Below are 18,550 nucleotides of genomic sequence, written 5' to 3'. Positions count from 1 at the left end.
AACCAAGGACACGGGGATTTTCAAAACTCGTGCTTAAATTGGTCACGATTAAAACAATTTATGATTAATTTGTCGTGCTTTCTCGCGGCTTTCAATAAGTTGCTCAGGTGTCGAGATAAAAACTGACAGTGTATGTTTCCATTGCCCTATGCCCTCGAGATCGAAGTCAACTGAGATCTCAAGCTTCTGATCTACCAATTCAAATGACGGTATTTCCACATTATTAACTCGATTGACGACCAAAAAGGGTGTAGTTGGGGTTTGCTGGTTTTTATTCAATCGAGGGATTGAAGATAAGCGAATCATCTCCATCATAGCCAAAGTTTTGAACCATGGAGAACCTCTATAGCGCCAGTAAAGGTCAGACATATCACTACCGAGGCTAAGGTCAGTGAACCAAGTTCCTTGCGCCATGCTGAGAACATTTTCAAATATTTGGATGAAAGCTTCAATTCCGGAAATTCGTTTCAATGTGTTGTGGCACATGGTTGATATTTCCGCACGGGCATCCTGTCGCATAACTTGCGTTTGAAGTGCTAACTGAATTTCATAGTAATTATTGACTCGTTCAATCATAGGAGGTTCGTTGAGCAGCCCACCAAAACCAAGCTCGTTGCACAGCACATAATGCCTTTCCGGAGACCATTTGCTAAAGTTCTGTTGTAAAGCCCAAAGATCTCGTACGGAACCGCTTACAAAATGAGAAAGTCGAATTCGTAACCCTTCAGGAGCAGAACGAATTATGTGGCCCAATGCAATTATGTCTGGACCAATGGCGACAATTTCGTTTTCACCACTATCTTCTAAGGCACCAATTCGCTGAGAGCTTTCATGCTCAGACTTGATTCGATGTAGTTTTTCTACAGTAAAGCGCTTTTCATCCCGGTCAATCAGGACACTGCACGACACACAGAGCCATATTCCATTGTTGATATGAGAGCGTTCTTCAGACGACATATTTGGATCGTAACGACGAGCCCCAGGTCCGGGGGCTGCAGCACAAATATGAGCAGCGACACCTATCATTGTGACGGCATCTTCTCGTTCATCACTTGGCCCGACCGTTGAGCATTTACATCGAGAACAAAGATAGCTGGCACGTAGAGCCAAATCATTTCTTGTTCGTTTATTAAAATCATCCCGGTTTCTTTTCATTAAATATCACTGCCGATTAGGAAATTTCTAGCTTTATCACTTTGAGTGTAATTTAAATTAACGAGGCCAAACAATCATAGCTATCTCCAAGAGTTTTCCTTGCCGTTTCATGATCTCGCTGTCATCCCAAACATCAATGTCCAGCAAGTCGCGGTTAAGCGCCAGTGACGATTGCTTGGTGATTTCAGGCCTCTTTACATCCCAACCGCTATTCTGTAGTGATGAATTGAGAGGATGGGTGAGCAGCGTTAGATTACCGATCGTATTGACCAGAAGAGCCCGTTTTTCTACCTCGGGATTTTCTTCATCGACTAGCAATCGATCAATTGCTGGTTTGGCGAAAGATCCATCGGCTAGTGGCCAATTTTTCTCCCAGGCTACAGGCATGATATGTTCGACAGTGAGCACGGACTTGATGTGAATGTTCTCGTTCTTGGTGGTGCGCTTTTCTTGCTCAATGCGTTTTAGAATATATTGAACACGGCTAGATGTTAGATCGTTGTACAGCGGTCGATTGAGCCAGGCTTGTTTGAAACTAATATCGTCAGGCCAGACAACCGCATCACCGGTGCCATGAAGTAGTGCATCGCGCAATGCCTCAACAACATCATCTTTTCCACGAAGGATTTCTACAAGTTGCAAGAAAAGGCGGTTGTAGTTTTTCGTGGTTAAGCAGCAAACCGCACGTCTGATGAGAAAGGACTCAAGGATGTTTAGAGCCTGAGTAAGGGCATCTCCTTCCAACTCCACTTCGCCGCAAAGGAACAAAATCAGTGGAGATATTGTTTTGACATCAAAGGCATTAAGCATGCCTGCAAACGCACTGAGTTCGCTTGGCTCATCGGGTGTCAGTAGCTTTTTGAACACGCTGGCAAACTTTGCCAAGTCTTTGAGTTCATCAAAGATGCGGGGATAAGGTGCTTCCGTTTCAATCCAGATCTTGTAGTCGTGGTATAGCCGTGCGACGTTGACGTCGGTTGCCTGCTTCATCGCTAGGAAATGTTGAAAAAAGATGTCGGCTCGTGGACGCTTCAGGCGTCCCTGTTTTTCATCTCGTTTCCAAAAATGTTGATCAAATGGTAACCAGTATTCGTTGTAAAGCTCATCGGGTGTTTTGTCATCCTCTCCACGCTTTTCTCGATAGGCTCTCTGGAAGGCAAAGTTGCGCAGTAGATCGGTAGGAAGCAATGGTTCACTGAAACCATTTAAGGTTTCAAAGATCACCTGTGGGTCGTCCCCACCTTCCAGTTCAATTGAGACCAAAGCTAGGTCATGTTTGAGAGTATGGAACAGCGTCTCAATGCGATCGTCATGCGTGCTGTCGGCAGAATCAGTAGCTACGAAAACGGCGATTTGCTGATGAAAGTATTTATAGGCAACGATCATAAACGGCTCTACACCAGTCTGTTGGCGGCCGAGCGATGTTTGCTCCAATTCAGTAACGGTATTGAGTGAGCCAGAATCAACCAGCGTCTTCATCTGAAGGCGATCTACCTGTGTCGGCCAGACCTTGTAACGTTCGACGGTCTTATCATCCATGATCCCAACATTCACGATGTACTTGTTGAGTTCATCAGCAAACTCAGAATTGTGCGATTTAGCAACATCACGGAATGCAGTTAGAAGAATTTGAAAAGTTGTAAGGCGCTGCTGTCCGTCTATCACATCATACGCTTGTACTTGCCGACCATAGGTTGGCAGGTTCGCAATGACGATTGCGCCCAGAAAGTGGGGTGACGTTGTCTTCCGATCCAGACGTTGCTTTGTTTTCGCATGTAAGTCGGACCAGAGTCGTGATAGTTGCTTCTCTTCACGCCAAACATACTGGCGTTGAAACATGGGGATGACATAACGTTTGGTGCCATCAAAAAGCTCGATGACGGAGCGCGAAAAGGGCTTCAAGGTAGTCGTCTTCTTGTTGTTGATGTGGCGAGCGGGTCATGTTTATAACCCAAGAAAGGTCATACATACTTGAATTACAAGAATGTAATGCTAACAAGCGAGGCTCATAAAGAAAGGTTCAGTTCGTAGAAATCAGTGCTAGATCAACAAACCAGTGAGTAAATAGTAAGCCTTGCTTTGAAGTGGTATATCAAATTTGACCTCATTGGCCTGCTTCCCGCTGACTACGATCCAACAAGTATTAAATGAGATTTCGGCAAAACTCTGATGAATAGTCAATTTTAGTGCGTAGCTCAATTTACATACAGATCGGGTAGATCCATCGCTGTTGATTGTCGAAGGTGATAAAATCCCTGCAATTCAATTGCTCTGCCGGAAAGCATAATTCAATGGGTATTATTTCCACCAGCGTATTACGATTTTTTGGTTCTCTCATAAGAGTTGTTAGACCAAAAGCTAAGCAGCTTTATGCCGAGCGTTCTGCAGCAAAAGCTCCAGATGCTGATTTAACCAATATTGCCGATAATATACTTGATGAGGCGCTTAGCAGGTTAGGGGCTCTCGAGAACAACCACCCATGGTGGAAGAGTGCGCTTGCTGAGCTGGGGAGGGCTGCAATTCAGCCGGATTTTTTCAAAAAACCTCACGTCATGGAATGGCTTTCGCAAACTGACGTTCAATGTTTTCTTAAACAAACAGCGATAGCAAGACTACTTGAGAAAGAAGTTGATTCTGGTGTTTACAAAGCTCTCGTAGAGTCCTTGATCGCAAAATCGGGTGAAGACCATCGATATGCTGAGTCAATAATTTCAACTGCCGTAGCTGTGCTCAAGGCAAGTATCACAGGCTCTGTCTGTGATCCAGGAACCGCGGCAATTACTCAAGCTGCCATGATCGAATTATTAGGTCAATTAGGTTCCATGAATGAAACACTGAACACTCTTATGTCTTCAGGCCTTGAAAAGGAAACTAACTGGGCCCAGCATCCAGATGCTTCTTATCTGGCTTTGGCCATTCTGATAGGGTCCTGGCAAGACAAGGGACCATACGATATTGAAGTGGTAACCCAACTATTCGGGATAAGTTATGAAGAATGGTTAAAAAAAGCTCGAGAAATATTGCATTGTTCTGCTAGTCCACTGACTCTTAAAAATGGTATTTGGTCGGTAGTTAACCGGGCTGAGCTATGCAACCAATTAGGCTCACGTATTCTGGATCAGAACCTTGATATGTTTAGAACACTGGCTATCACTGTACTAAAAGAGCCAGACCCTGCATTTGATCTGCCTGTCGAAGAGCGATATGCCGCCAGTATTCATGGAAAACAGCTGAAGTATTCGAGTACTCTACGAAATGGTATTGCAGAAGGGTTGGCTATTATGAGCAGCCACCCTCATGTATTTACTAACTGCTCTCAAGGGAAATCTGAAGCAACTTGCATTCTGGTGATACGCGAGCTTTTTGCTGGTTCTGACTGGGTTTTATGGGGGAGTCTGAACCGTGTACTGCCCGTTCTTGCCGAAACTGCCCCGAGTGAATTTCTCGACGCTGTTGAGAAGTCGATGCGTCTGAGTCCATGTCCTTTTGATGAGCTTTTTTCTCAAGAAAGCACTGGCATAACGGGCAATAATTATCTAACAGGTCTTCTTTGGGCACTGGAAGGGATTGCTTGGGATGAACAATATCTGGTTCGCGTCTGCGTAGTGCTTGGTGAACTTGCCAGCCATGACCCTGATGGTCAATGGGCCAATCGGCCATCTAATTCTCTTGTAACTATTTTTCTACCATGGAGACCACAAACGCTTGCATCCATTGGCAAGCGTAAGGTTGCCATTCAGACTCTTTTTAATGAATGGCCGGAAGTTGCATGGAAATTGATTATTCAGCTTTTGCCTGATCAATGCCAAACCTCTTTTGGAACCCATAAACCAAAATGGCGCATGGTAATTCCCGATGATGGGGGAAAAGGTGTTACGGATCAGGAATACCTTGAGCAGTCTTCTTTCTACGCTGAGTTTGCCGTGGCAGCAGCAGGCAAAGATCCTGCTCGCCTTTCTACAATGATTAATATTTTTGGCAGCTTGACCAAGCCTGCCTTTGACCAATTGCTCCAGATCCTTGTATCTCCAATAATTACCGAACTTCCTGAAGAGGAAAGACTTTCCATATGGGACCATCTCACTAGGTTTACAAATAAACACCGACGATTTGCAGACGCAGAATGGGCTTTGCCCGATGAATTGGTGATTCATATTGAGAAGGTTGCTGAGCAACTTGCTCCTAAGAATCCATTCAATTTATATCAACGCCTATTTACAGAGAGAGACTTTGATCTTTATGAAGATAACGATGATTGGGAAAAGCAGCGGAAAATACTGGACTCCCGCCGTGATGCGGCAATTTTAGAGATTTTTAAACAAGATGGTATTGTAGGGGTTATTAGATTTTGTAAATCTACTTCTTTATCTGGAAATATAGGGCGTGCACTTGGGGACATCGAAGATGATATTATCGAAAAGACCCTTCTCCCTCACTTTTTAGAAACGTCTGATAATAAACTCAAAGAATTAGTGAGCAATTTCATCTGGCGGCGCTACCATCGCTATGGCTGGGAATGGTGCGACAATATTGATAAGTCTGATTGGTCACCAAGGCAGTTGGGAGAGTTTTTGGTTTGTTTACCATTTATCGAAGAGACATGGAACCGCACATATGAATGGCTTCAAACTTATGAGGGGGAGTATTGGTCTCGTACAGCCGCGAATCCTTTTCAAGCAGATAATTATCCCGCTACTGCTATCGATAAATTAATTGAATATGGTAGACCACATGCGGCAATCAATTGTTTGAGCATAATGCGTTATGCTAAGAAGGAAATTAATATTGTTCAATGTGTAAAGGCGTTACGTGACGCAGTCTCATCAAGCGAGCCGCATCACGATATGGATGGGTACAATATTATCGAGTTAATCAAATTTCTCCAACAGGATCTAACAGTTAACCAGGGCGATCTTTTTAATATTGAATGGGCATATGTATCTTTGCTTAACCGTGATAGAGGAGCCGCGCCGAAACTTCTGGAAAACAGGTTAGCCAATAATCACGATTTTTTTTGCGAGCTAATTCGGTTGATCTATGCTTCTGATAAAGAAGAACAGATATGTAAAGAAACGTCCGGTGAATCAAATGTAATAAGAAATGCCTTTCGACTGTTAAGTGAATGGAAAACCCCGCCCGGGACTCAACAAGATGGAACTTTCAGCAAAGAGTGTTTCACTGACTGGCTGCAAAGTGTGAAAGTATCTTGTTCGAAATCTGGCCACTTAGATGCTGCGCTCAACCATATAGGTCAAGTATTAATTTATACTTTGCCAGATCCTGATGGATTATGGATAAACCGTGTAGTTGCCGCCGCATTAAATGACCGTGACGCTGATGAAATGCGCATTGGTTTTAGAAAAGCAAAATACAATTCACGCGGTGCTCATTGGGTTGATCCCACTGGTAAACCCGAAAGAGCGCTGGCAGAGCAGTTTAGGGGGAAAGCCGAGGATATAGAAAATGCTGGTTTTCAGCGATTTGCTATTATTTTGCGAGAACTAGCAGATGACTACGAGCGGGAGGCTGGATGGGTGATAAGTAACCACAATGGCCTAATTTAAGCACAAAATATAAATGAAAAAATGTGCGAGTCACCCTGGCCCAACCATCATTTCAAGCCATTGGTTCCTTTTGCTTGATAACTGGTACGGAATATCAGACTCGCATGGACAGTTTGTGTCTATTTTTTTTGTTGGTCATAATTGAATGATTTAGTTGAATATTTATTGTTGGCTTCTATTTTATGCTTGGACCTGACCTGTCCATCTACCTACTGATAATTCCATTCCCGCTTCAGCAAACCGGATGCCGGAATGGACCGACACGACAAACTTGGATACCGACTTGGATTGATACTGACTCGCCTCAACAATGGAGAGTCATTGACCGTCAGAGGCCTGGCTGACGAATTTAACGTTTGCGAAAAAACAATACGACGCGATCTGACTGAGCGTCTTGCTTACCTGAACCTGCTCCGACAAGGAAAGCAGTACCGCCTGCCTAAAGGGATTCTGGGGCAACGCAGCAACACGGATTTGCGCCGTTTTACCCGCATACTCGGTATCGAAGGGCTGTTCCCACGCTGGGAAGATCGCCTGCTGAACGTGCTCCTAGGTGATACCGAAAACAACCCCTTCCTGATCAAGCAACGCCCCTATGAGAATTGTGGTGCTTTCATGTCCACCCTGAATGCCATTTCTGGGGCGATTCAGGCATCCCAGAGGATTGCGTTTACCTATAAAGACAAGATGTTTTCGGCCACTGAACCTTATCGTGTCGTGAATGACAGAGGGCTCTGGTATCTGGCCGCCCGGCACGAAGGAACGTTGAAGAGTTTTGCAGTTTCCACGATGACGCATGTGCAGGTCAGTGATATGCGATTCAGTCCTGATCCCTTAGTCAGTCAACAGGTGGAACTTGCGGAAAGCATCTGGTATGGCGATGAACTCACCGAAGTGCTAATCTCTGTCTCAGCCCGCGCGGCATCCTATTTCTCTCGCCGCAACCTTTTCCCCGGTCAGGAAATTATCCATACAACGCCAGCCGGTGATTTGCTCGTTATTTCCCGTGTGGCGCACCCCCGACAGATTATTCCTCTAATCAAATACTGGTTGCCTGAGGTGGAAGTTATTAAGCCAGCGTCCATCCGCAATCAGATTATTGACGACATGCGCAGTGCACTCACCCTATATGATGAAATGAATGGAGATTCTTCAGATGAGTAATGAAACAAACTCACACGACGATAGTGATGCGGAAAACGCTTTTGAAGCGCTCGCAGTGGATTTACTGAGCGGGTTGCTGGGGGCGCATGATAATGCGCAAAATGCCGGGCTGAAAGACTGGCTGGACAGTCCTTTCCCCGTTCAGCCAGAGGTTTTACTCAAACATGCCGAATTTATCTGTGAGCGATTTCACGCGGGGGACGACAGCCACCTGCTGATGCACGGCATTGATGAACAACTGGCGGCGATGACACTTTCCCGTAAGGAACGCTTCAGCCCTATGAATAAAGGGATAGTTGGATATTCTACTCCTCGTGACCTGGAGAAAGTGAATGCGCTGCTGAAGGTCATTATCACCTGGTATGAGTGCGAAATCGTCCGGCTGAAGGTGAAGTATGGCGAAATCACGCCACCGGGAAAAAATAAACCGCACCGGTATGTCAGCGAGAAGGGAGAGCACAACGCTCTCCCTTCTGTTATTTATTTTCTGTCACAGTTTGACGATACCATTTTTAATCGCCAGCCGGACACACTTGTTGGCTTCCTGCATAATGACATCGTGCGGATACATATTCATTGCACGATACCCATCTGATTTCGCCATTTTTCCTTCCATGCCCGCATTATCCAGAATTGCTTTCCACGCATCGCGTATTTTCTTCGAGTCCTTTTCGCCCACGCCGCCCGAAAGTGTGCCAAACAGCTCCTTGTTGTTGTCGCCAATATTTTTGTATTCCTTTGCATCAGGGTCTAGCAGCATAGCCATTTGTGTTGACTGACGGGTGGCCTCATAACAACGGCCCGCTGTTTCCAGTGAGATTTGAGCGGCGGATGCTGAAGCAGAAGCTGCCAGAATGCATGTGGTGAGAATGATGTTTTTCATTAAAAAAACCTGTGAAGAATGAAGAGGTCTGAATTCAGTTATTGATAGCGCTAGCGTTAATGGGCTATTCATCGCCTTTGCGGTTGGCGGTGTTGCTGTAATAAGTGACGCATTTATCCGCGAAAGCGGCCTGCTGATAAGCCCGGGGCAGTTCATTTTCCAGAGCATTGAAGTTTTCATTAATGGATTCCTGGTCAACGCCGTGGCGGGCCAGTTCGTTGTGCAGCCAGCTTTTGGTGAAAGCTATGTCACGTCCACTGGACTCCATCAGGGTTTCATTCCCCTTTAGCGCCAGATAGCAACTCACCCGGTTTTCAACCTGAACCAGCCCGGCATGAGCGCTGACAAGCGGGATGAGCGATATAAACAGCGCAGTAAAAATCTTGTTCATAATGTTTTTTCCTTAAATAACAGGCCATGCGGGATACCGCAGAATGAGCATATCGGGTGGGTGGGACAGGTTATGACCACAGGGGAAAGAATTTTCAGCGATGGATGAAGGCACGTCGAAGTGGTGCAGAGAGTCGCCAGCAACCCGGTGATGTGGGCTCCATGATGCAGCCCATGCGGGCAAGGTCACGGCGGGCCGTGCGGGGTGAAATCCCGAATAGTTGAGTAAGTACGCGGACAGAAAGCGTCTTTCCCTGACAGAGCAAAATGACGCAGTGGCAGAGGCGTTCGGCAAGTTTTTCAGCGCGGGCCATCAGTCCTCCCATACGCGCCAGGTATTGCCGCGTTGTAGCCTTTTCAACTGGCGATGCAGAACCACGGAGTTATCCGGTCTTCCGGTCAGGCACTCCGCTGTGAAGCGGTGGCAGTTCTCCTTCAGCAGGTGATACTGACGTCTGGAGCCCAGCGCCCGTAATGCCCGACCGGCTGCGGCAATATTTCCCACGGGCAAGCGTCCCTGACAATCGGTATAGACCGACATGGCTGGGTTCAGGCCATTCAGTCTGGCCATAAACCCTTTGCGGTCGCTGCAAAGCACTTCACCATCACCGGACAGATGCACAATCCGGTTGTTGCCGGTGTAGATACCGCTGTGGGTAACATAGCCACCTGCCAGTTCGCACCAGACGATGCCGCCTCTTGCCGGTTCATCCACCGTGTCACGAATAACATTGTCGGTGAAGCTCTCCGCCAGACTGAACAGAGGCCGGTATATCACCAGCCGGGAAATGAGCGTGAACAGCATAAAGCCTCCTTATTAGTCCGGGGAAACGGTGACGGTGAATACATCCATCGCGCAGTACGCCACAAAATTGCCCTGCCAGAGCGTCCAGAACTCGCTCAGCTCATGGTTTAGCGGCAACTCCCCGATTAGGCAGTGCCAGGCATAGCGTTGAGACCAGCTGATATCGAATTCCTTTGCCAGCTCGGCCCAGACCCGACCCTGCCAGCTAAAGTCGGTGAGGTAATCCAGCTGCCATATTTCAGGCTGCTCGCTGCGGATGAGGCGGATTTCTACCGGATGCCAGCCACCGTTTTCAGCGCTGTACTCCGGGTCACGAAAGTTCAGCACGGCACCCTGACAAGTGTCAGGCAGTGGCGCGAGGTGTGTGGTTATCAGTGCGATAAACTCGCCACTCAGGGGAAGGTCAAGCGTGGGCTGATGCAGTGTGGGTGAACAAGGGGTCACAGATAATCTCCTTTATAGCAATATAAATTGGGTTGCCTTCGGCAGTGCAAAGGTCATGAGGGGGTTGGGTAAGGGCAAGGGGGATAAAAGGGGGTCAGGCAGAAGGGGAGAAGGTCAGCAGTTTTTCCAGCCGCTTTTCCCAGTCCGGGTAACAGCGATGGCTGAATGCCCCGCCTGAACCCTCTTCGGTGAGACAGATATCAGCGCAGCGAAGAATGGCAGCGAGGAAACCTGCATTGTTACGGCTGGTGCTGGTATACAGTGGTCGCAGAGCAGTGGAGGTGAAATCACCGGTTTCATGAGCTTTCAGAACGCCAGATATAGCACTCAGGGCAATCCATTCCCGGGAAAACAGACCGCCACTGTCGTTGGCAATAATGCGCAATCCCCGTTCCCCGTCCAGATTTTCAGTCATCTCCCAGTGCAGCAGGCCAGTGGAATGCGGATTAATCTTCTCGGCCTCGCCGGTAAGAACGCAGAGGTCATTCTGAGTTTCAGCATTAGAGGCTGGTGCGGATTTGGTCTTTTTCATCGGTTAATATCCTGAAGGTTGGGCCACAGCGATAAGTTCAGCGGCACCTGTAAAGGTCGCTGTCGACGGGAACAGCAGATAAAAGCCCTGCCCTGAATCACTGAGAATGGTCAGGGCAAGAAACAGCGAAGCATCCAGACGAATGACGTATTCGGCATTGCAGGCCAAATGGTGCAGATAGGTGGTCAGTTGTTCAGGAAGGTGCTCCTCCTCATCGGGGAGCAGATACAAAAGCTGGGTTTGGGTTTCTTCCCACAGCGTCGTTGCAGCAGTGAGACTGCTATCAGTGCATTCGGTGAGTTCGTTAACCAGCTGCAGTTGCTGAATAGGTGACACAGGCAGGCAGAACGCATCTGCCGGAGACTGTATAATGTGCATAGCGGTGTCCTGATTAATTAATGGGCACCAGAATAATATGTGGATGAACACTGGAATTATTACAGATGGATAAAAGCAATAACGTCGCTGATTTTTCACACTTCGAACACTCTCCTGAGTGGTGTATTCAGAACAGTAAAGACATCGAGTTTATTAATGATGTTTCAGCGACATCATTAATCAGGAAGATATATGGTGCATATCTTCCTGAAGATAATGAGTCCCGGTGTGATGGCAGTAAAGAAAAAAGTGTCATGCAGTATGTGTCGATGCGCAATGTGTTTGGGCGACTTGACTGTATTTTCTCTGAGGCATTGCAGTATGGCGTGGCGTCAGATGATGCTCGTGCAAATTATAATAACGAACGATTTCATGCTAACCGTCAGGCGCAGCTTATCAACCACCTCATGCTGTATTCTTTTTGTTATCAGAAGCTTAATGATTTTCATCGGTATTATATAGACTATATTAAATCGCTGGTAGATAAGCCCAGAGGCAGGGAGTTTTCTCTGGTTGATTCAGGAGAGGTGATAGTGAAATCATTTTTCCCTCCTGAAAAAGAACCTGTACTGGAAGGGATCTGTTCTAATGGTTGGAATGCAATGCCCATCAAATGGCAGGCATCATCAGATAAAATTTATAAAATATTTGATAAAGGTTTCAATGAGGTGGTCTGTGGCTATTGCCAGGATGGCGTGTCACTACAGTTTTTAGATTATGTCAGTGGTGTGATAAAACTGATTGACGAAAACATCAGTAAGCTGACGGAGCTATATTACCAAGGGATGAGTGAGAATGATGCAGGCTATAATTATTATGAGAAAAAAACAGCATTTGATACATTTTTCCTTTTTAGCATCGTGCGCTATGTTTTAGCAAAAGAGAATAAAAGGGTGCTGAGTATGCCCTCATTTTTTACCAAGTCTCGTTACGTTATTAACGTGCCCAAAGTGCGTAAAAAAATGAAGAGGTTGCGGGATTTTATCCTGATAGATATATGCTATAAGGATTTGCAATCAGCCGATAATGAGGTTACTTGGCCTGAACTTTACAACCATCTTTTAAAACTATTTTCAAGATACCACAATCAACGTTCCCGACCTGCCAAAGAGAGTTTTGCTGCTCTTCAAGCTTTCTATGATGGAAGCATGCCAGATAAGAGCATTATCCAATGCCTGGAGAGGAACTTATGTCCACTTGATCGGATGGAAGATCGAATTAATCGTTCCTTCAAGTAGCCTTACTCTGGCTGGCATCAATTGAGTTGTGTTGCGAAGGCTGTACCAATGATTGCTATCCGTTGCCCACACTGGCGCGGAAATCATCTTATCGAAAAAATTTAAAATATTTTCATTCTCCCTGCGACTCTCTCCCTCCATCTAGCTCCGTTTTTAATATTTTTGCAAACGACGACTGTCATTCAATTTGTTGATTATTAGACATTTTTCGAATTTTTTGCATCTTTTTTTGCCTGCATGCAAACACGTGTCACAGTTAATCCGCAGTTCTGAATCACCTGTGAGATAGTGCGCCTGTTCCAATAAATACATCATCTGTTACGGCAACGGGTGTTTCTACAAATAGACGAAAAAGGGAGTTCAACATGAAAACCGTTCCATCAGGCAGCAAGAGATAATCAGCAGTGAAACTGGCTGAGCTTCTCCCCGACTATTTGAACTACGCTCTTACATATAAAAAATCATATTCATCTGATTTTTCAAAGGTTAATAAGTACATCCTTCCGAGGTTGGGTGATATTGACATTCATGAGATGAAAAAACGTGACATCGCTGCTTATTTACAGAGTCTGGATGGCCTTCAAAATTCCACAAAGAACAGGCACCTTGCGCTTTTGAGTGCAATCCTGACATGGGGAGTGGAATACGGCTATTTGGAAAGTTCGCCTGCTGCCGGTATGAAGGCATTCCGTGAACCGGCCTCACTGAGGCGCGCAATGGAGCCAGCCGAGTTCAGTGCGTTTGTTAATACTCTGAGGGCTGAAATCAGGGCCGAAGATAGAGATACCCTGCAGTTGTTGCATTTACTTGCCTTCACTGGTATGCGGCTGGGAGAGGCTCGTGGAGCCTGTGTGGAGGACATAAATTTCACCCGAAAGACGCTGTTTTTGAAGGATACGAAGAGTGGAGATTCGCGCCTGGTGCCGCTGTGTGGTGAAGCCATGGATATCGTTTATTTACAGCTGAATAAACACGGTAATCATGGGCTGTTATTTCGCTCAACGAGTGGGGGAAAAGTCAGTGAGCCCCGCAGGTTAATGAAGAAAATTTGTGAAAAGTCAGGTATTGGGCCCTTCACTATTCACGAGCTGAGATATACAGCGGGCTCCGCTATGCTTGCAGCCACACGAGATTTGTACGCAGTGAAGCGTTTTTTGGGCCACAAGTGCCTTTCGACTTCAGAGCGGTACGCAAACTACTTTGGCGTCCAGCAACACGATGACATCGAACGTGCGATATCAATAATGCTGAATCGCTGAAATTGTTAATTAAACCTTAAACCACATTACGGATTTCATTTCCTTTAACCGGGAAGGGAATTCCACGACTCAAATTTAGATAAAGAAGGTATTTAGTATGTCAAACGTTAATGCACAATCAACTGAAGTACGCTTGCCAGACGGCTTTTATGAACATAATGGACAACTGTTTTTTCATGATGAAATTGGCGATAAGGATATTCTGATTTCAACTCAATCACTGGTGCCAGTGGTGAAAGCTTGTAATAAAAACCTGAATGCGAACTGGCATATTATGCTTCGTTGTATTAACCATAGTGGTGCTGAAGTGGAGATTACAATTTGCCTGAAACAGGCAACAATGAATATTGATCCGATAACCGGCTATCTGGCAGGTTGTGGTGTGTTCATTAAGAATAAAAAACATTTTATGAGCTTCCTTGAAGCATCGTGCGGGCTGGATTTGCCCGTTTATCGGGTCGCCACTCAGGCAGGGTTCCAGCCAGATGGTGAACTCATTTTTATGTATGGCTATACACCGGTATTTGCGCCTGAGTATGTGGATTTTCAAGGTGTCGTGCCTGCAGAAAGCATGCAAGTGAATGAAAGTGTGGCGATTTCTGGTTTGCTAGACGACTGGAAACTTAAGGTGGCGGGTAAAGTGCATGGGTTTGCGCCAAAAGTGTCAATCCTGATCGGTCTGAGCTCGCCTCTTCTGTCTTTCATTGGTGAAGGTGGTGCTATGTTCCATCTGGCGGGGCACAGCTCTACCGGTAAGACGGTTGCTATGCAGCTATGTGCCAGTGTAAATGGGCCCGCAGCAGAACCTGGAAGTGGCGCAATTACAGGTATACAGCGCTGGAACACCACTAGTAATGGACTGGAAACCCTACTGGCGTCCAGTAACAACACTACGCTTGCTGTCGATGAGTTAGGCAGTTTTGCAGGGAAGAACTTCTCTAATGTGCTTTATGATGCGGTGTCTGGTAAGTCTAAGGTGCGCATGAACGTTGAGGGTTTTGGCAAGGCGGTCGAGTCTACCTGGTCCCAGAACGTATTATCAACAGGGGAACTGACGATCGAAGAACGCATTCGGCAAGATAGAGTGTCGGTTCAGGACGGTCAGTTGCATAGGTCGTTATCCATACCGGTCGTAGCCGAAGATTCCCGTGGTGAGAGCGAAAGTGCTGAAGCTGCCCGTCAGCGTATTGGTGAGATTAAAAGCAATTTACTCTCCTGCTATGGCAGTGCAGGCTACGAATTTGTACGCTGTTTGACCAGTTTGCTTGATGATAGTAATAAAGCTTTAGGCTGGCATCAGACAGCGGTGTACCTGAAAGATGCATATCGTACCCGGACTGATGAACTGCTATCCCGTTTGCATGCAAATCAAATTGAGTTAAATGACGTTGAAAATCGTGCGAGGGATCGGTTTGGCGTTTTATATCTTACGGGCATGTTGGCAGTGGAATGGGGCATTCTGCCGTGGACCAGAGAGGACATTTTAGATGTGGTTTATGAGGCATTTACCCGATGGTTAAAAAATTACCGTAATGATGCCAACCGAAAAGAGAACGTCCTTTCCGGGATGCAGAACTATCTGGCAGCGAATGGGGCTAAGTTCTATGATTTCCGAATCCCCTATCCAGGTGTTATAAAGACAGATATTGCGGGGTACTGCTTAAAAGATGGTTGTTACCTCATTCTGCCTGATGCATTGGGACAGTTGGCAGATAAATGGGGGCTGAATGCAAAAAAACTGGCACAACTCATCGATTCTGAGGGATTTTTGATCCGTCCTGAAGGTGACAGGTTAACGATGCGCAAGACTATTAACAGGGGCAACGTTACCGGCTATTGTATTAGTAGTGAGTTCACTAAAGCGAAATTTTGATAATTAGTAATGATTAAATAGGCAGCCTTTTCCGGCTGCCTTATTTATTTAAGTTGTGCTGTTCTGGCCGCCTGTCAGAGAACTAATATGTTCTTCGATCAGCTGACCGGTCGCTTTAAGCCGCTGCGGATGCAGATGAGCATAACGTTGTGATGACTGAATACTGCGGTGGCCGAGTTGGGCCTGAACGTCATATAGAGTGCCTCCCCGGGAAACGATTAATGCCGCAACTGAGTGCCGACAGGTGTGAATGCAGACCTCATCATCGTAGATGCCCGCCCGCCGGATAATACGCCTGAAGGCTTTCGTGACATTGCAGACCGGTTTACCCGGAATTTTGCCACCAAACATCCAGATATTGCCGCCGAAGCGTGGCAGTTCAGCAATCAGCTTTACCGCCCAGTCATTGAGATGGACCAGTCGTCCTGTACCGTTCTTGGTTTCCGGCAGCCACAGCGTTCCTTGCTGCATACTGTAATGCGCCCATTTTGCCAGCCTCAGCTCATCACGACGCAACCCGGTTAGCAGCAGTAAACGAATATAAATCCCGACCACCCGGCTGTTGTCCTCACTGGCAGCCTCGAATATGCGTCTGATTTCGGTTTCCGAGAAATACCGCTGACGGGCGTTATTCTCACGCAGCAGAGGAATGTTTGCCGCCGGGTTCACCGTTACCATCTCATGGCGCAGTGACCACCTGAGAAGGGCTTTCAGTAGGGCAATCACCCGGTTATTGGTGGCGGGCTGGCAGGTTTCGCACAGTGATGACTGAAGATGGGTAACGTGACGGGGCGTGATTTCATTAAGCAGCAGGTTTCCCATCACCGGGGCAATGTGGTCACGAAAGCGCTGTTCATCCTTATTCCAGCTCTTTTTATGCAACTTTGCCCACGGGAAATAATACTGGCTGAAGGCTTCCTGAAGGGTAGGAATGGCCCGGCATTTGTCCCGCTCGTAACGCGGGTCAGTGCCGGTGGCTATCTTGCGTTTCATCTCAGTGGCAATCTTTCGGGCGGTCGTGACATCAATCTCCGGCCAGTGACCAATACTGATGGCGCGTTTGCGGCCCTGCCAGAGATAGCGCAGGAGAAATTTCTTTTTACCTTCGCCTTTGCCTACCAGACATTTGAGTCCGCTGATTTCCGAATCGCTGTACTCGGCTTCACGGGAAGGGGCATTGGCTTCATTAGGGGGCAGGCCATCAATGAGGCGGTGAGTGAACTTAAAACGGCGTGGGGTGGACATGCAGAAGTCTCCTTATGCAAGGATGATTAATGAGGTAATGCAGTCAGAAAGTGAGGCAGGGAGGGAAGAGTCCCGTGCCTCAGTGTGTTATGCAAACCGTTGCTCGAAAGGCCGCATGGCGATGTTCTGGCAATGATGGTCACAGATGGGGCGGTGGGAAGAGGTGAATTTCTCCGGTCTGCCTCTGGTCTTCCCCGCAACTTGCCCGGTGAACTTACTGAAAACGGGAGGTAAAAAAGCGTTGCGCCATAACGGCTTAACTGGTCATTCCCCGTTTCCCCGTGAAAATGACGCTGGGGTAGCATTGAATGAGATTGGTATTCGATTAACTGAAAGATACTGATAACAAATGATTCATATGAATAATATATAAGTGAATGTGTATGTGAAATCAGTTGTTAAATAGCATGCTGCTATGATAAATCTCAATAATCCTAACTAATTGAGAAGAATGTTAATGAATAATGCGACTGCAAAAATATCAATCTCGCTAAGTTTTCACGTTTACAGGAGTCCATAACATAAATAATTTCCGACGAGTTATAGAATTATGAAGATATAGTGTGAAAGGATTCCCTGTCAGAGTTATCCTTTTTGATGTTTTAGTTATGGTTCTTATTTAAGATGAGTTTGTTAAATTTTATAAATGCACGTAACGATACAAAATATAAAAATTCACTCAGGAGTAATCATTTATCTACGCACTGTAAAAATTAAGCGGGAAAACGGGAGATTTGGATCAAAGCGTTGGTATGCAAGGGATGTGTCGATCTCTCTGGCGGGAAAACTGCGGAGGAATCGCGGGGAAGTGGCGGGGGAAACTTCCCTGTTGATGCTGATCAGTCTTTCTGGTTGGCTCTTGCCCACATTATGAACAGTGTTAGTCTGACAAAAATCGGTGAGCGTGACAAAGACAGTATTTTTTGCAGTTTTAGGTGAAGTCTAATGGTTTGAGTGATTTCGGCTATGTTCCCGACAGATTAACACGCTACATCGGTAACAACGTCAGTGCTTGGCTCGGAGCGAATAAGCTAACGAAGCTGAAGGTCCGCTGTGAGCGAAAAGCAGGCGCTCCGAAAGCAGCAAGACATAACAGCAATCTTGCGCTCATCGTTATTACCGCATGCCTTAAAACGGCATGCGGGTGGTGGCGGATGTCACTTACCTCTCTGCAGCCACGCGATATTGCTAGCGCAAGCTATTCTTACTGAACTCACTACGTTCCTGATGGATTTGAAATCAGCAGCCGCCAACCTCCGTCAACGCTTCGCAACAACACCTGCGTTGCTGTACCGGACTCTTCGTGCAGTGTTCTATCCTTGGTGGTTATGGTCAAAGTCCAGTCAATAATAAGCAGAGCAATTTCACCGGCGGAGAGGATCGAGCGGATATGGTTTCTGATAACTGGCTGGGATGATGTCAGTGACAAAAAAGTGTCCCGAAGCTTTTCAGGATCGCTTTCGATGACCACACCATCAGTCATTTTCATAGTGGCACGGTTACTGAACAGAGCCAGCAGGTCATCAACCCTGCCTGCATTGAAAGCATCATCAAACGCGGCTATCGTTTCGACAGGCGAATGGTAGACTGCTGTCCCCTAGACTGGCCCCCTGAATCTCC

General features: G+C 46.5%; 17 protein-coding genes. 6 read left to right on the top strand and 11 right to left on the bottom strand.

Annotated elements, in window-relative coordinates; all coding sequences use genetic code 11:
• Window positions 1-48 precede the first annotated feature (48 nt).
• Window positions 49-1,155, bottom strand: coding sequence for a hypothetical protein (locus FDW95_RS05495; protein ID WP_115259653.1), 1,107 nt, complete (start codon window positions 1,153-1,155; stop codon window positions 49-51).
• A gap of 57 nt (window positions 1,156-1,212) precedes the next feature.
• Window positions 1,213-3,057: a DUF262 domain-containing protein gene (locus FDW95_RS05490; protein WP_115259652.1), complete on the bottom strand. Its 1,845-nt coding sequence runs from the start codon at window positions 3,055-3,057 to the stop codon at window positions 1,213-1,215.
• A 389-nt stretch (window positions 3,058-3,446) separates the two neighbouring features.
• On the opposite strand from FDW95_RS05490, the gene FDW95_RS05485 reads away from it, so the two are divergent.
• The 3 genes from FDW95_RS05485 (at window position 3,447) to FDW95_RS05475 (ending at window position 8,478) form a co-directional block, all read left to right on the top strand.
• Window positions 3,447-6,719 (top strand): hypothetical protein, encoded by a 3,273-nt coding sequence (locus FDW95_RS05485; protein ID WP_115259651.1) that lies wholly within the window; start codon window positions 3,447-3,449, stop codon window positions 6,717-6,719.
• Between the two features lie 252 nt (window positions 6,720-6,971).
• A complete protein-coding gene (locus FDW95_RS05480; protein WP_115259650.1) occupies window positions 6,972-7,883 on the top strand; it encodes a WYL domain-containing protein in 912 nt (303 codons plus the stop codon).
• Window positions 7,876-8,478: a hypothetical protein gene (locus tag FDW95_RS05475; protein WP_115259649.1), complete on the top strand. Its 603-nt coding sequence runs from the start codon at window positions 7,876-7,878 to the stop codon at window positions 8,476-8,478. The genes FDW95_RS05480 and FDW95_RS05475 overlap by 8 nt, the downstream gene beginning before the upstream one ends.
• Here FDW95_RS05475 and FDW95_RS05470 read toward each other — a convergent pair.
• From FDW95_RS05470 to FDW95_RS05440, 7 genes are all read right to left on the bottom strand, one after another.
• Entirely contained in the window at window positions 8,374-8,766 is a 393-nt protein-coding gene (locus FDW95_RS05470; RefSeq protein ID WP_137363433.1) for a hypothetical protein, read from the bottom strand. The genes FDW95_RS05475 and FDW95_RS05470 overlap by 105 nt on opposite strands.
• Before the next feature lie 64 nt (window positions 8,767-8,830).
• Window positions 8,831-9,157 (bottom strand): hypothetical protein, encoded by a 327-nt coding sequence (locus FDW95_RS05465; protein WP_115259648.1) that lies wholly within the window; start codon window positions 9,155-9,157, stop codon window positions 8,831-8,833.
• A gap of 94 nt (window positions 9,158-9,251) precedes the next feature.
• Window positions 9,252-9,470, bottom strand: coding sequence for a DeoR family transcriptional regulator (locus FDW95_RS24120; protein WP_072003736.1), 219 nt, complete (start codon window positions 9,468-9,470; stop codon window positions 9,252-9,254).
• Window positions 9,470-9,961: a lecithin retinol acyltransferase family protein gene (locus FDW95_RS05455; RefSeq protein WP_249358925.1), complete on the bottom strand. Its 492-nt coding sequence runs from the start codon at window positions 9,959-9,961 to the stop codon at window positions 9,470-9,472. Before FDW95_RS05455 ends, FDW95_RS24120 begins: the two co-directional genes overlap by 1 nt.
• Before the next feature lie 12 nt (window positions 9,962-9,973).
• On the bottom strand, window positions 9,974-10,405 hold the full coding sequence (locus FDW95_RS05450) for a DUF2787 family protein (protein WP_249358922.1): 432 nt from the start codon (window positions 10,403-10,405) through the stop codon (window positions 9,974-9,976).
• 94 nt (window positions 10,406-10,499) lie between these two features.
• On the bottom strand, window positions 10,500-10,937 hold the full coding sequence (locus FDW95_RS05445) for a hypothetical protein (protein WP_115259647.1): 438 nt from the start codon (window positions 10,935-10,937) through the stop codon (window positions 10,500-10,502).
• 3 nt (window positions 10,938-10,940) lie between these two features.
• On the bottom strand, window positions 10,941-11,315 hold the full coding sequence (locus FDW95_RS05440; RefSeq protein ID WP_115259646.1) for a hypothetical protein: 375 nt from the start codon (window positions 11,313-11,315) through the stop codon (window positions 10,941-10,943).
• Window positions 11,316-11,380: 65 nt separating this feature from the next.
• Between FDW95_RS05440 and FDW95_RS05435 the strand changes: the two genes are divergently transcribed.
• The 3 genes from FDW95_RS05435 to FDW95_RS05425 all read left to right on the top strand — a co-directional run bounded on the left by FDW95_RS05435 (window position 11,381) and on the right by FDW95_RS05425 (window position 15,685).
• Complete coding sequence (locus FDW95_RS05435) at window positions 11,381-12,553, top strand: hypothetical protein (RefSeq protein ID WP_115259645.1); 1,173 nt, start codon at window positions 11,381-11,383, stop codon at window positions 12,551-12,553.
• A gap of 404 nt (window positions 12,554-12,957) precedes the next feature.
• Window positions 12,958-13,812: a site-specific integrase gene (locus FDW95_RS05430; protein WP_115259644.1), complete on the top strand. Its 855-nt coding sequence runs from the start codon at window positions 12,958-12,960 to the stop codon at window positions 13,810-13,812.
• Window positions 13,813-13,909: 97 nt separating this feature from the next.
• Window positions 13,910-15,685, top strand: a complete 1,776-nt coding sequence (locus tag FDW95_RS05425; protein WP_115259643.1) for a DUF927 domain-containing protein — start codon at window positions 13,910-13,912, stop codon at window positions 15,683-15,685.
• Window positions 15,686-15,733: 48 nt separating this feature from the next.
• On the opposite strand, the gene FDW95_RS05420 is transcribed toward FDW95_RS05425, so the two are convergent.
• Window positions 15,734-16,930, bottom strand: coding sequence for a site-specific integrase (locus FDW95_RS05420; RefSeq protein ID WP_115259642.1), 1,197 nt, complete (start codon window positions 16,928-16,930; stop codon window positions 15,734-15,736).
• Window positions 16,931-18,146: 1,216 nt separating this feature from the next.
• A complete protein-coding gene (locus FDW95_RS05410; RefSeq protein WP_283202153.1) occupies window positions 18,147-18,494 on the bottom strand; it encodes a nuclear transport factor 2 family protein in 348 nt (115 codons plus the stop codon).
• Window positions 18,495-18,550 lie beyond the last annotated feature (56 nt).

This window comes from Citrobacter sp. wls718, assembly GCF_005280945.1.
Taxonomy (GTDB): Bacteria; Pseudomonadota; Gammaproteobacteria; order Enterobacterales; family Enterobacteriaceae; genus Citrobacter; species Citrobacter gillenii.
Note: the sequence above shows the minus strand (reverse complement) of the source record. Positions and strands in the feature narration are given on the sequence as shown.

Excerpts from the sequence above, each read along its gene's own strand:
- FDW95_RS05495 (WP_115259653.1), bottom strand. The coding sequence starts at position 1,155 with ATGAAAAGAAACCGGGATGATTTTAATAAACGAACAAGAAATGATTTG.
- FDW95_RS05485 (WP_115259651.1), top strand. The coding sequence starts at position 3,447 with ATGGGTATTATTTCCACCAGCGTATTACGATTTTTTGGTTCTCTCATA.
- FDW95_RS05480 (WP_115259650.1), top strand. The coding sequence starts at position 6,972 with ATGGACCGACACGACAAACTTGGATACCGACTTGGATTGATACTGACT.
- FDW95_RS05475 (WP_115259649.1), top strand. The coding sequence starts at position 7,876 with ATGAGTAATGAAACAAACTCACACGACGATAGTGATGCGGAAAACGCT.
- FDW95_RS05470 (WP_137363433.1), bottom strand. The coding sequence starts at position 8,766 with ATGAAAAACATCATTCTCACCACATGCATTCTGGCAGCTTCTGCTTCA.
- FDW95_RS05465 (WP_115259648.1), bottom strand. The coding sequence starts at position 9,157 with ATGAACAAGATTTTTACTGCGCTGTTTATATCGCTCATCCCGCTTGTC.
- FDW95_RS24120 (WP_072003736.1), bottom strand. The coding sequence starts at position 9,470 with ATGGCCCGCGCTGAAAAACTTGCCGAACGCCTCTGCCACTGCGTCATT.
- FDW95_RS05455 (WP_249358925.1), bottom strand. The coding sequence starts at position 9,961 with ATGCTGTTCACGCTCATTTCCCGGCTGGTGATATACCGGCCTCTGTTC.
- FDW95_RS05445 (WP_115259647.1), bottom strand. The coding sequence starts at position 10,937 with ATGAAAAAGACCAAATCCGCACCAGCCTCTAATGCTGAAACTCAGAAT.
- FDW95_RS05440 (WP_115259646.1), bottom strand. The coding sequence starts at position 11,315 with ATGCACATTATACAGTCTCCGGCAGATGCGTTCTGCCTGCCTGTGTCA.
- FDW95_RS05435 (WP_115259645.1), top strand. The coding sequence starts at position 11,381 with ATGGATAAAAGCAATAACGTCGCTGATTTTTCACACTTCGAACACTCT.
- FDW95_RS05425 (WP_115259643.1), top strand. The coding sequence starts at position 13,910 with ATGTCAAACGTTAATGCACAATCAACTGAAGTACGCTTGCCAGACGGC.
- FDW95_RS05420 (WP_115259642.1), bottom strand. The coding sequence starts at position 16,930 with ATGTCCACCCCACGCCGTTTTAAGTTCACTCACCGCCTCATTGATGGC.